We start from the raw sequence: 13,169 nt of genomic DNA on the forward strand, positions 1-13,169 counted from the left end.
ATCTCATCTGCGGCCCAACGAAAGGGGAATCCTGCACTCAGACGGCTTTGACGCACCGGTGACACGGCACCGGGATGCTGCGGTCCCCGACGCTCGCCGGGTAGTCGAACGCGCCGCCGTCGGTCCACCCGTTGCGCTCGTAGAACCGGCGCGCCCGCGCGTTGCCGGTCGCCACGGCCAGCCAGGCCTCCGCGTGGCCGGCGGCCTTCACCTGGCGCTCGGCCTCGGCGAGCAGCATCGCGGCGACACCCGATCCGCGCTGCGCGCCCGCGACGTACACCTGCTCGACCTCGTCCCCGACGACGATCACGAACCCCGCGACCTCGTCGCCCACCACCGCCACTGTGGTGTCCGCGATCCGCTCGGCCGCTCTGGTCCAGAACGATTCCTCGGTCCGTACGGCGACCAGCTCGTCAGGCACGTGCCCGAGGTGACCGTCGCGCCACCCGGCGTACCAGATGGCCGCGACGGCGTCCGCGTCCTCGGCCGTCGCTGCTCTCACCCTCATGGGTCAGCAGGTTAGTCCGGGTCGTAGGCCAGATTCGGCCGGAGCCAGCGCTCCACCTCGGTCACCGGGAGCCCGCGCCGTACGGCGTAGTCCTCGATCTGGTCGCGTCCGAGCCGGCCGACGCTGAAGTAACGCGACGCCGGGTGGGCGAAGATCAGACCGCTGACCGCGGCCGCGGGCGTCATCGCGTACGAGTCGGTCAGCCCGAGGCCGATCTTCTCCGCCTCGAGCAGGTCGAACAGGTCCAACTTCTCGGTGTGGTCCGGGCTGGCCGGGTACCCGAGTGCGGGCCGGATGCCGCGGAACCGCTCGGCGTGCAGATCCTCCAGCACCGGCTCGACGTCCGGCTCGAACCAGGCCCGCCGTGCCTCCAAGTGGATCCATTCCGCGAAGGCCTCCGCGAGCCGGTCGGCCAGCGCCTTCACCATGATCGCGCGGTAGTCGTCGTTACGTTCCTCGTACGACTTCGCCAGCACCTCGGCGCCGTGGATCGCGACCCCGAACCCACCGAGGTGGTCGTCCGCGGGCGCGATGTAGTCGGCCAGGCAGCGGTTCGCCCGGCCGGCCGGCTTCGCGGTCTGCTGCCGCAGCATCGGGAACGAGCGGCCGAGCCCGTCGAGAACGATGTCGTCACCCTCGCTGTGCGCCGGCCAGAACCCGTACACCCCCTCGGCGGTGAAAGACCCGTCGGCGATGATCTCATCCAGCAGCGCGTTCGCGTCGTCGAACAGCTCGCGCGCGACCGGCTGCTCCAGGATCGCCGGGTACTTGCCCTTCAGCTCCCAGGCCAGGAACAGGAACTGCCAGTCGATCATCTCGCGCAGCGTCGCGATCGACGGCGTCACATGCCGCAGCCCGGTGAACGCCGGCACCGGCAGCTCGCCGTACTCGACCTGCTCCTTGTTCGCCCGCGCCTGTGCCAGCGTCAGCATCGGCGCGCGCTGCTTGTTCGCGTGCTGCTCGCGCAACCGCTCCTGCTCGATACTGTTGCTCTTGGCAAGCTCTGCCGCGCGGTCGTCGTCGAGCAGGTCCGACACCACGCCCACCACGCGGGACGCGTCCAGCACGTGCACCGTCGTACTCTCGTACGCCGGGGCGATCCGGACCGCGGTGTGCTGCTTCGAAGTGGTGGCGCCGCCGATCAGCAACGGCAGCTTGAGTCCACGGCGCTGCATCTCCTCGGCGACCGACACCATCTCGTCCAGCGACGGCGTGATCAGCCCGGACAGGCCGACCGCGTCCGCACCCTCGGCCACCGCGGTGTCGAGGATCTTCGCCGCCGGCACCATCACGCCGAGATCGATCACCTCGTAGTTGTTGCAGCCGAGCACCACGCCGACGATGTTCTTGCCGATATCGTGGACGTCGCCCTTCACGGTCGCGAGCACGACCTTGCCCTGGCCGCGGACCATCTCCGCACGGCCTTCCCGGCGGGCCTGTTCCTTCTCCGCCTCCATGAACGGCTCCAGGTAGGCGACCGAGCGCTTCATCACCCGCGCGCTCTTCACCACCTGCGGAAGGAACATTTTGCCCGCGCCGAACAGATCGCCGACGATCTTCATGCCGGCCATCAGCGGACCCTCGATGACGTCGAGCGGCCGGGGCAGCTGCTGGCGCGCTTCCTCGGTGTCGTCCTCGATGTAGTCGACGATGCCGTGCACGAGCGCGTGCGACAGCCGCTCCTCGACCGAGCCCTCGCGCCAGCTCAGGTCGACCTCGCGCTGCTTGCCTTTCCCCTTCACGTTCTCCGCGAACGCGACCAGGCGGTCGGTGGCGTCGTCGCGACGGTTGAAGATGACGTCCTCGACCAGCTCCAGCAGGTCCTTCGGGATGTCCTCGTAGACCGCGAGCTGGCCCGCGTTCACGATGCCCATGTCCAGGCCGACCCGGCCGGCGTGGTACAGGAACGCCGAGTGCATCGCCTCGCGGACGATGTCGTTGCCGCGGAACGCGAACGACAGGTTCGAGATGCCGCCGCTGATGTGCACACCCGGGCAGCGCTGCTTGATCAGCGGCAGCGCGTCGATGAAGTTCTTCGCGTAGTTGTTGTGCTCCGCCATCCCGGTCGCGACGGCCAGCACGTTCGGGTCGAAGATGATGTCCTCGGCCGGGAAGCCGATCCCGGTCAGCAGGTCGTAGGCCCGCCCGCAGATCTCCACCTTGCGCTCGACGGAGTCCGCCTGGCCCTGCTCGTCGAACGCCATCACCACGACACCGGCGCCGTAGTCGAGGATCTTCCGGGCGTGCTCGAGGAACTGTTCCTCGCCTTCCTTCAGGCTGATCGAGTTGACCACGCCCTTGCCCTGCACGTGTTTCAGCCCGGTCTCCAGCACCGACCACTTCGAGCTGTCGACCATGATCGGGATCCGCGCCACCTCGGGCTCGGTCGCGATCAGGTTCAGGAACGTGGTCATCGCCTGCTCGCTGTCCAGCAGGTCGGCGTCCATGTTCACGTCCAGCAGGTTGGCGCCACCGCGCACCTGCTCCAGCGCCACGTCGACCGCGGCCTGGAAGTCGCCGCCCTCGATCAGCCGGCGGAACTTCGCCGATCCGGTCACGTTGGTGCGCTCACCGATCATCACGAACCCGGTGTCCGCACCGATCTTGAACGGCTCCAGCCCGGAGAAACGGGTGGTGTGATCGGCCGGTACGACGGTGCGCGGGGTCAGCGGCTCGACCGCCGCCGCGATCCGCTCGATGTGCGCGGGCGTCGTACCGCAGCAGCCGCCGACGATGTTGACCAGGCCGGACTGCGCGAACTCCGCCAGCATCGCGGCGGTCTGCTCGGGCGTCTCGTCGTACCCGCCGAACGCGTTCGGCAGGCCGGCGTTCGGGTGCGAGGCGACGTACGTGTCGGCGAACCGGGCCAGGTCCGCGACATGCGGCCGCATCTCGGCGGCGCCGAGCGAACAGTTCACGCCGACGACGAGCGGCTTGGCGTGCTCGACCGAACTCCAGAACGCCTCGACGGTCTGCCCGCTCAGCGTGCGGCCGCTCAGGTCGACGATCGTCACCGAGATCCACAGCGGCAACTGCGGCGCGACCTCACGGGCCGCGGCCACGGCGGCCTTCGCGTTCAGCGTGTCGAAGATCGTCTCGATCAGCAGCAGGTCGACGCCGCCCTCGGCCAGCGCCGCGATCTGCTCGGCGTAGGTGTCCTTGACCTTCTGGAAGGTCACCGCGCGGTACGCCGGGTCCTCGACGCGCGGGCTCAGCGACAGCGTGACGTTCAGCGGGCCGATCGAACCGGCGACGAACCTGGGCGCGTCCGGGGTGGCGAACTCGTCGGCCGCCTGCCGGGCCAGCCGGGCGCCGGCCACGTTCATCTCGCGGACGTACTCCTGCAGGCCGTAGTCGGCCTGCCCGATGCTCGTCGCGGTGAAGGTGTTGGTGGTGGTGATGTCCGCGCCCGCCGCCAGGTACTGCCGGTGGACGTCGAGGATCAGGTCCGGACGGGTGAGGTTCAGCAGGTCCGGGTCGCCGGTGACGTCGTGGGAATGGTCGCGGAAGCGATCGGCTTGATAGTCGGCCGGGGTCAGCTTGGCGCCCTGCAGCATCGTGCCCCAGGCGCCGTCGAGGACCGCGATCCGCTGATCCAGCAGCTCTCGCAGCGCAGTTTCACTCATCTGCCAACCCCTCCAGAAGAACTCTCCGGAGGCGCCCTTGCAGTCAGACTCCAGGTCGAGCGTGGCGGACCTGGGGTCCGTTGCAGCGCCTCTCGGCCTGGACGGTCCATGTTAGTGGGGTCACACCGGACGCCAAGCCCGTTGTCCACATTTTAGGATCGCTGTTCAATCAGTGGATGAGCTGCTGGATCGCGGGAGCGTAGCTCCGCGCGATGTCTGCGGGGTCGGCGGCGGCCACCGGCCCCGTCTTGTCGATCGCGAGCACGGCGCCCAGACCGAGCAGGTGCGCGGTGATCAGGCCGGCCCGCACCTCGGCGTCCGATCCGGTCAGCCGGGCCGCGAACGCACGCGTCACCTGATCGCGGAAATGCTCACGGATCAGCGCACGGTCCTCGCCTTTGCCAGCCGCGAACACGACCCGGAGAAGTAGGTCCTGATCGTTTTCTCTCCGATACGCGATCAGCGTCCGTACGGCGTGCTCACCGAGGCGCTCGTTCGGTGCGGCGAGCAGCAACTGGGCCGCCTCGGTGAAGTCGGCGACCCGTTCGAAGAGCGCTTCCTTGCCGCCGAAGTACTTCACGATCAGCGCGGCGCTGACGCCCGCGTCGGCGGCTACCCCGCGCAGGGTCACCGCGTCGTACGGCTGCCGCGCGAACGCCTTTCGTGCCGCCCGGAGGATCGCCGTACGCCCCGGATCGGTCACGGCGTGGTCACCTCGTACGCCGGCTCGGGCTTGTGCACCGGGATCAGCAGCACCAGCCCCGCCGCGACGACCGCCGCGATACCGGCGATCACGAACACCGTCAGGTACGCCGACAGTGCCGGCGCGACCCGTCCCGCGTTCGCGATCGTGAGGTTGGCCAGCACGGTCGCGACGATCGTGCTGCAGATCGCCTGGCCGATCGTGCGCATCAGCGTGTTCAGGCCGTTCGCGGCAGCCGTTTCGGTCACCGGCACAGCATGCATGATCAACGCGGGCAGCGCCGAGTACGCCACCGCCGTACCGGCACTCACGACCGTCGCGCCGACCACGATGCCGGCCACGTTGCCGCTGGTGAACAGGCGGACGACGTACCCCGCCGCCATGATCACCGACGCGATCGCGAGCGTGAACCGCGGGCCGCGGGCGGCCGAGATGCGCGCCGACACCGGCGAGAGCAGCACCATCGCGACACCGCCCGGCAGCAGGCACAGACCGCTGACCACGATCGACTCCTCGAGGCCGTACCCGGTCCACTTCGGCTCCTGGACGAGCTGCGCGGTGGACAGCGAGTTGGCGTAGAACGCGAACCCGATCAGCAACGCGCCGAGATTCGTGAACAGTACGCCGGGGCGCGCGGACACCCGCAGATCGACGAGCGGGCTCTTCGTACGCAGCTCGTACCAGCCCCACAACGGAACGAGCAGCACCGCGACGCCGTACAGGCTGATGATCGTCGGCGTACTCCACGCCCCACTCTTGGAGACCGCGAGCAGCAGGCAGACCAGGAACGCGCTCAGCCCGATCGCGCCGAGAACGTCGAACCGTCCGCTGGTGCGGATCGCGGACTCCGGCACGATCAGCAGCACCAGCACGATGTCGAGCAGCCCGAGACCGAGGTTGATCCAGAACATCGTGTGCCAGTTCGCGTACTGGACGACCAGGGTCGCGGCCGGGATGCCGAACGCGGCACCGATCCCGAGCGTCGAGCTCATGATCGCGATCGACGGGATGACGCGCCGCGGCGGCAGTTCGTCGCGCAGGATGCTGATGCCGAGCGGTACGACGGCCACCGCGGCGCCCTGGAACGCGCGCCCGGTGATCAGTACGGTCAGGTTCGAGCTGCTCGCGCAGAGCAGCGAGCCGATGACCATCGAAGACAGGGCGATCAGCAGCACCCGGCGCTTGCCGTACATGTCGCCGGCGCGGCCGAGCAGCGGCGTGAAGACCGCACCGGTCAGCAGCGTGACGGTGATGAGCCAACTGACGTCGGAGGGCGGGCTGTTGGTGATCTCGGGGAGTTCGGGGAGCAGCGGGACGACGATGGTCTGGCTGATCGAGACCAGGACACCACAGAACGCGAGCGCGGCGAGGATCAGGCGGGGGCGAGCGGACAAGGTGGGGCCTCACGAGGTGGTGAACAGTTGTTTACTCCTGATGGTAAACGCCTGTTCACCCTGGTCGGAAGTGGCCCGTTGAATCGTTCAGCAAATGGACCAAGTGCTGTGGTGGGCACCTGCTTACGGTGGCCGCATGAGGATCTTCGTCGCCGGCGCGACCGGCGTGGTCGGACGTCGGGTCGTCCCGCTGCTGGTTACTGCGGGCCATGAAGTGGTGGCACTGACCAGGCGTTCGGTCGAGATCGCGGGAGCGACCACGGTGGTCGGCGACGTGTACGACGCTGCGCGGCTGCGGTCTGTGGTCGCTGCCGCCCGGCCGGACGTGGTGATGCATCAGCTCACCGATCTGACCTCGCGCGACTTCGCCGCGAACGGGCGGATCCGGCGCGAAGGCACCCGCAACCTGGTCGACGCGGCACTTGCCGCCGGCGTCCAGCGGGTGATCTCGCAAAGCGTCGCGTGGGCCTACTCGCCTGGTTCGACACCCGCCGACGAGTCCGTACCGCTCGACCTGGACGCCGCCGACCCCGGCCGTCGCGCCATGGTCTCGGCCGTCGCCGAACTCGAGACGATCACCGCCGAGGCGCCCGAGTGGGTAGTGCTGCGGTACGGCATGCTCTACGGCCCGGACACCTGGTACACCAAGGGCGGCCTGATGGCCGACCAGGCCCACGCCGGCCAACTCCCCGCCGGCCCCGACTTCACCAGCTTCCTCCACGCCGACGACGCCGCCCTCGCCGCCCTCGCCGCCCTCGCCGCGCTGACATGGCCATCCGGGCCGATCAACATCGTCGACGACGATCCCGCCCCCGCCTCCCTTTGGACCCCCGCGTTCGCCGCCTCGGTCGGCGCTCCCCCACCCCCGCCCACCGACGCACCCCGAACCCCCTGGGCCCGAGGCGCCACCAATACCCACGCCCACTCCCTGAGCTGGCAGCCCACCCACCCCACCTGGAGGACCGGCTTCCACACCCCGTGACCCTGACCAACCCCGCCCGGCCGGCGCCGAGTCGTGGCAAATGGCTGCCGCCGGATTCGCCGAGTCGTGGAGATCGGGTCTCACCAACGACCAAAGCCCACGACTCGACGAACGACCATCACCACAAGCAACTCGCCCCGGCTTCGCGGGGGGGCGGCTCGGCGTACACGTAGAAGATCGGGCCCGGGCGCTCCTGGGGAGGGGGAGGGCTCGGGCCCGATCTGGTCGGTCCGCTGGTGCGAGGGGTAGCGCTGGATCAGCGGACCGGGCCGGTGACGAGTTCGATGGTGGCCTTGTGGGTCTGGCCGAACTGGTCCGTCCAGCCGACCTCGACCTTGTCGCCCGGGTGCTGCTTGTTCAGGAGCTCCGACAGCGTGTCGGGCGACTCGACCGTGTGCCCCGCGAACGAGGTGATCAGGTCACCGGGCTCGATCCCGGCTTCGTCGGCGTGGCCGTTGGCGACCACGTCCCCGACGACCGCACCTTCGGTACCGGGCGCCTCGACCACCGACACCCCGAGCATCGCCGAGTCACCGATGTGTACGTCGGCCGACGCCTTGCCGTCCTGGATCTGGCCGGCGATGTCGAGCGCCTCGTTGATCGGGATCGCGAACCCCTGCGTCGTCGTCCCATCGCCTTGCCCCTGACCCTGACCGGCGCCGGGGTCTTCCGAACCGTTGCCCTGGCCGTTGCCCTGGCCGTCGCCGAAGCCGCCGCCGTTCCCGAAGCCGCCGTTCCCGAAGCCGCCGTTCCCGAATGGGGATCCGTTCCCGTCCCCGAACCCGCAGCCCGTCGCGCCGTTGCCCGACGCTGCCGGCGTCGCCGCGGTCTGCTGCGGCGACCCCTGCCCGCCGTTGTTGCCGCCGTTGCCGGCCACGTCGACGCCGATGACCTCACCGTTCGCGTCGACCAGCGGACCGCCCGAATCACCGGGCTGAATGTTCGCGTCGGTCTGGATCAGGTTCTCGAGCTGCTCCGGGTCCTGGCCGTTCTCGTCGGTCGCGGTGATCGTCTGGTTCAGCCCGGTCACCCGTCCGACGGCGTAGCTCGGCTTGCCACCGACACCGCCCGCGTTCCCGACCCCGACCACCTGGTCACCCAGCTTCACCGTGTCGGAGTCGCCGGTCTTGGCGGTCTGCAGCCCGGACGCGTCCTTCAGCCTCAGTACGGCGATGTCGTGGTTCTCGTCGTACCCGACGACGCTCGCACTGTACGTCTTCCCGTTCCCGATGTCCGTGACGGAGATCGACGTCGCACCTTCGATCACGTGATGGTTGGTGAGCACCTCACCGTCCGACGACAGCACGATCCCGGTACCCGCGGCACGCGCGTTCTCGAATCCGAGCACCGTGTTCACATCCACGAGCCCCGGCGAAACCTGAGCCGCCACCGCCGCCGGATCGAGCGCCTTCTGCGACAACTCCGCCCCGTGCCCGGCCGCCCGCTGATCGATGCCCCAAGCAACCGATCCCGCGACGACCACCGCAGCCAGCCCCAGCACCCCGGCCCCGAACATCCGCCGCCCCCGCCGCTTCCGACCCCCATCTCCTCCCGCCAGACCACCCACGCCCTGCGTCCCCGGGTACTGCGGCGCCCCATGTTGCCCAGCGCCATACTGCCCAACCCCGTACTGCGGGACACCCTGCTGCCAGGCTCCACCCTGCGCCGCGGCGTCGGGGGTGGGGTTGCTCTGCGCGCCGGAGTTGAGTGTCTCGGCGGGCTGGGGTGCTACGGGCTGGGGGTTCGTTGCCTGCGCCCTGTAGTGCTGCGGCCCGTACTGCACTTCACCGGCTTGACCGTTCCCGTGTGACCCGTTCGGCTCGCCGTTGTTCGGCAATCCGGCCTGTTGTGGTCCGCTCGGCTGCGCATCGTTGTGCTGCTCGCCGCGTGGCGCCTGCCCGCCGTTGTACGGTTCCGGTCCAGCGCTCTCGTTCATCTGTTGTCGCCCTCCTCGGCCAGTTCCCTCTGCCTTCGAGTAGAGCTCGGCAGACTGAGAACTCCATCGGCCGAACCGATGAATCACCTGAGAATCTGCTGCACCGCCATCACCACCGCGCGCCGCCGCACGATCCGGTTCGGGAGGTCGGCGCCGAGCTCCGGGTTGATCGACCACCAGCTCGTCGCGATCGCCTGGATCAACGCCAGCAAGCTGACCGCCGTGAACCGCCTCGGCACCACCCGCCGCCGCATACCGCGCTGCAGCTCCTCCAGCCGACTCTGGTTCACCGCGACCACTGCTGCCAGGGGCTGACCGTCCGGCCGCTCGAGCCGGTACCAGATCGAGAGCCGCAATCGATCCGGGTGCTCCTCGAAGTAGTCGAACACCCGCCCCGCGTACGCCGGCAGATCATCGACATCGAACCCGACCTCGTCCAAGTACTGCTCGACCGATGCACTGAACACCGCATCGAACAGCTCGTCCTTGTTCCCGAAGTACGCGTACAGCATCGCCTTGTTGCACCCGGCGACCTCCGCGATCCTGCTCACCCGCGCACCGGCGATCCCGCGCGCCGCGAACTCCTCGGTGGCGGCCTCGAGAATGCGGGTCCGGGTCCGGTCTGCGTTCCGCTGCTGCATGCGCTCAGCCTACCGACCAACCGGTTAGTTGTTTTCCAACCAACCGGTTGGTTATATGGAGGTGATCCAACCAAACGGTTAGTTAGGAAGAAGCATGAGCAAGATCTGGCTGATCACCGGCAGCTCGCGCGGCCTGGGCCGTGCGCTGGCCGAGGCGGCGCTCGAGGCCGGCGACCGCGTCGTCGGGACGGCCCGCAATCCCGAGCAGCTCGACGAGCTGGTGACGAAGTACGGCGACCGGATGCGCGCAGTCCCGCTCGACGTCACCGACGCCGAGGCTGCGCGCATCGCCGTACGGACCGCGGTCGAGGAGTTCGGCGGGCTGGACGTGGTGGCGAACAACGCCGGGTACGCGAACAGCGCATCGATCGAAGAGATGTCGGACGACGACTTCCGGGCGCAGCTCGAGACGAATCTGTTCGGGGTGGTGAACGTGACGAAGGCAGCGTTGCCGGTGTTCCGGGAGCAGCGCAGCGGGCACTTCCTGCAGTTCTCGTCGATCGGCGGGCGAGTCGGTGGGACGCCCGGGCTGGGTGCGTACCAGACGGCGAAGTTCGCCGTCGAGGGATTCTCCGAGGTGCTGAACAACGAGGTGCGGCCGTTCGGGGTGAAGGTCACGATCGTGGAGCCGGGTGCGTTCCGCACGGACTGGGGTGGGTCGTCGATGCAAATGCACGACGTACACCCGGACTACGAGGCGACGGTCGGCGCGATGCACCGGCGGCGGCGCGAGACGGACGGCAACGAGCCGGGCGATCCGGTGAAGGCAGCGCAGGCCGTCCTCCAAGTGGTCGCCCTCGACACCCCACCGCTCCGCCTGCTCCTCGGCTCCGACGCCCTGGCCCTGGCCGCCGCTGCGTCCACCGCCCGCGCCACCGAGGCAGAAGCGTGGTCCACCCTCACCACCTCCACCGACTACTCCTGATCACCAGCACTCGGACGACTCTGTGGATGGGATCCGTACCGATCGCACGACCAGCACGGATCCCATCCACAAGCTCGTCCCCCTCGCCCCGGGCACGCAGCCAGGACGAACGCTGGTCCGGAGCATGGACAGGGCCGGGCATGCGGATCTGGAGCGACGGCAGGCGCGTCCGAGGCCACTTTGTGCACGGGATCCGTATTTCAACGCACGAAAAGTACGGATCTGGTGCACAAAGTCGCCCTCTGGCCGCGGCTCGCGGTGCGCGAGCGCGGCGGGTCGACGCCGCGCACGTGGGTGGGGTTAGCGGAGGCTGGTGAAGAAGGTGCGGATGTCGGCGAGGAGGAGGTCGGGTTCTTCCAGGGCGGCGAAGTGGCCGCCCCGGTCTACGTCGGTCCAGCGGGTGATGGTGTTGGAGGTCTCGCAGTACCGACGGATGGCCACGTCGTGGGCGAGGGCAAGGACAGCGGTGGGCACGCCGGAGTTGGGGCGTGGTGCCCACGAGCGCGGCTGGGCGTAGCCGATGTACGCCGCCGTCCCGCCGGTGCCGGTGAGCCAGTAGAACATGACGTTGGTGAGCAGGCGGTCGCGGCTGATGATCTCGTCGGGGAGCTTGTCGGCGGGGTACGTCCAGGCCTTGAACTTGTCCATGATCCAGGCGAGCTGCGCGACCGGCGAGTCAACCAGCCCGTACGCCAGCGTCTGCGGCCGCGTCGACTGGATCGAGATGTAGCCGAACTCGTCCTTCATGAACTGCCCGATTCGCGCGATCCGGTCCTGCTCCAGCGGAGTCAGCGTCTTCACCTCCTCCTCGGACAGCTGCAGCGGCGGCAGGTTCGTCCCGCCGTTGGCGTGTACGCCGACGACCCGCTCCGGAGCCGCGCGTCCCACCTCGGGTGAGACCGAGCCGCCGAGGTCACCGCCTTGGACGCCGTACCGGGAGTACCCGAGCTCGGCCATCAGCGCGGCCCAGACCCGGCCGATTCGTGGGAAGGTCCAATCACCGTCCGCGGTCGGGCCGGAGAACCCGAACCCGGGCAGCGACGGAATCACCACATGGAAGGCGTCGGCCGCCGACCCGCCGTGCGCAACCGGGTCGGTCAGTGGGCCGATCAGGTCCAGGAACTCGACGATCGACCCGGGCCAGCCGTGCGTGAGCAGCAACGGCAGCGCATCGGGCTCGGCGGACCGGACGTGGATGAAGTGGATCCGCTGACCCTCGATCTCCGCGACGAACTGCGGATACGAGTTCAGCTCCTTCTCGGCCGCGCGCCAGTCGTACGACGTACGCCAGTAGTCGACCATTGACGACAGCCAGGACACCGGGACGCCAGTCGACCAGTCGTCGCCGGGCAGCGGCGTGGGGAAGCGGGCACTCGCCAGCTTTGCGGCCAGGTCGTCGAGTGTGCTCTGCGGGATGTCGATGCTGAACGGCTTGATCATGGCTCCAGCCTGGCATCCGGTTAGGACAGCTTCGGTCCTAACCGGATGCCACAATCAGAAGCATGATCGAAACGTCCGCACGACTGCTGAAGCTCCTCTCCCTTCTGCAGCAACCCAGGGAGTGGAGCGGCGCGGCCCTGGCCGACGAACTCGAAGTGGGAGTTCGGACGGTACGGCGGGACGTCGACAAACTGCGCAACCTCGGCTACCCCGTCGACGCCGTACCCGGGGTGGCCGGCTACCGCCTCGGCGCCGGTGCCGCGCTCCCGCCGTTGCTGCTCGACGACGAGGAAGCGGTCGCTGTCGCCGTCGGACTGCGCGCGGCCGCGACCGGCACCGTCGCGGGCACCGAGGAGTCGTCGGTGCGTGCGCTGGCCAAACTGGAACAGGTGCTGCCGTCCCGCCTACGCCACCGGATCGAGCTCCTGCAGCAGATCGCGGTCACGCCCGAGGGCGGTCCCTCGGTGCAATCCGACGTACTGCTCGCGGTCGCCGCCGCGTGCCGTGACCACTTCCAGCTCAGGTTCGACTACCGCAATCATGACGGTACGGCGAGCACCCGGCGGACCGAGCCGCACCGGCTCGTGCACACCGGGCGCCGGTGGTATCTGGTGGCGTGGGATCTGGAGAAGGGGGACTGGCGGACGTTCCGGCTGGATCGGCTGGAGCCACGGATCCCGACCGGTCCACGGTTCACGCCCCGCGACGTACCGGACCTGCGAACCACCAACCGCGGCGTCGCTTCGGGTGGCTACCGCCACCAGGCCCGCATCCTGGTCCACGCGCCGGCCGAAGAAGTTGCCGACCGCTACGGTCCGAACGTTGCCACCGTCACTCCGTTGGACGAGGCAACGACCTTGGTCGAGACCGGCGCCCATTCGCTCGAACAGCTCGCGTTGTACCTCGGGTTGCTCGGCCTCCCGTTCGAAATCCAGTCGCCGCACGAACTCGTCGACACCATCCGTGACCTGACGACCCGCCTTGCGGCCGCGCTCCCGCAGGCCTAGAGGCCGG

Annotated in this window: 10 protein-coding genes and 1 riboswitch; of the genes, 3 read left to right on the forward strand and 7 right to left on the reverse strand. The window is 69.0% G+C overall.

The features are described 5' to 3' along the window. Nucleotides 1–37 precede the first annotated feature (37 nt). The 4 genes from AB0B82_RS13145 to AB0B82_RS13160 form a co-directional block, all read right to left on the reverse strand. Nucleotides 38–508: a GNAT family N-acetyltransferase gene (locus tag AB0B82_RS13145; protein WP_360166232.1), complete on the reverse strand. Its 471-nt coding sequence runs from the start codon at nt 506–508 to the stop codon at nt 38–40. Nucleotides 509–519: 11 nt separating this feature from the next. Continuing rightward, complete coding sequence (metH, locus tag AB0B82_RS13150; RefSeq protein WP_360166235.1) at nt 520–4,134, reverse strand: methionine synthase; 3,615 nt, start codon at nt 4,132–4,134, stop codon at nt 520–522. Nucleotides 4,135–4,156: 22 nt separating this feature from the next. Then, nucleotides 4,157–4,234: riboswitch (S-adenosyl-L-homocysteine riboswitch) on the reverse strand. 69 nt (nt 4,235–4,303) lie between these two features. Next, the gene (locus AB0B82_RS13155) at nt 4,304–4,837 is read right to left on the reverse strand and encodes a TetR family transcriptional regulator (RefSeq protein ID WP_360166238.1); all 534 of its coding nucleotides are present in this window, start codon (nt 4,835–4,837) and stop codon (nt 4,304–4,306) included. Then, nucleotides 4,834–6,231, reverse strand: coding sequence for an MFS transporter (locus AB0B82_RS13160; RefSeq protein ID WP_360166241.1), 1,398 nt, complete (start codon nt 6,229–6,231; stop codon nt 4,834–4,836). The genes AB0B82_RS13155 and AB0B82_RS13160 overlap by 4 nt, the downstream gene beginning before the upstream one ends. A 136-nt stretch (nt 6,232–6,367) precedes the next feature. Between AB0B82_RS13160 and AB0B82_RS13165 the strand changes: the two genes are divergently transcribed. Then, entirely contained in the window at nt 6,368–7,213 is an 846-nt protein-coding gene (locus AB0B82_RS13165; RefSeq protein ID WP_360166244.1) for an NAD-dependent epimerase/dehydratase family protein, read from the forward strand. Between the two features lie 256 nt (nt 7,214–7,469). On the opposite strand, the gene AB0B82_RS13170 is transcribed toward AB0B82_RS13165, so the two are convergent. Both AB0B82_RS13170 and AB0B82_RS13175 read right to left on the reverse strand, forming a co-directional pair. Continuing rightward, nucleotides 7,470–8,729 (reverse strand): trypsin-like peptidase domain-containing protein, encoded by a 1,260-nt coding sequence (locus tag AB0B82_RS13170; RefSeq protein WP_360166247.1) that lies wholly within the window; start codon nt 8,727–8,729, stop codon nt 7,470–7,472. Between the two features lie 503 nt (nt 8,730–9,232). Further along, on the reverse strand, nt 9,233–9,790 hold the full coding sequence (locus AB0B82_RS13175; RefSeq protein WP_360166250.1) for a TetR family transcriptional regulator: 558 nt from the start codon (nt 9,788–9,790) through the stop codon (nt 9,233–9,235). Nucleotides 9,791–9,884: 94 nt separating this feature from the next. Between AB0B82_RS13175 and AB0B82_RS13180 the strand changes: the two genes are divergently transcribed. Continuing rightward, on the forward strand, nt 9,885–10,715 hold the full coding sequence (locus tag AB0B82_RS13180; RefSeq protein ID WP_360166253.1) for an oxidoreductase: 831 nt from the start codon (nt 9,885–9,887) through the stop codon (nt 10,713–10,715). Nucleotides 10,716–11,015: 300 nt separating this feature from the next. On the opposite strand, the gene AB0B82_RS13185 is transcribed toward AB0B82_RS13180, so the two are convergent. Further along, on the reverse strand, nt 11,016–12,155 hold the full coding sequence (locus tag AB0B82_RS13185; RefSeq protein ID WP_360166256.1) for an epoxide hydrolase family protein: 1,140 nt from the start codon (nt 12,153–12,155) through the stop codon (nt 11,016–11,018). A 62-nt stretch (nt 12,156–12,217) separates the two neighbouring features. On the opposite strand from AB0B82_RS13185, the gene AB0B82_RS13190 reads away from it, so the two are divergent. Then, on the forward strand, nt 12,218–13,162 hold the full coding sequence (locus AB0B82_RS13190; RefSeq protein WP_360166259.1) for a YafY family protein: 945 nt from the start codon (nt 12,218–12,220) through the stop codon (nt 13,160–13,162). Nucleotides 13,163–13,169: the final 7 nt, after the last annotated feature.

This window comes from Kribbella sp. NPDC048915 (genome assembly GCF_040649595.1).
Taxonomy (GTDB): domain Bacteria; phylum Actinomycetota; class Actinomycetes; order Propionibacteriales; family Kribbellaceae; genus Kribbella.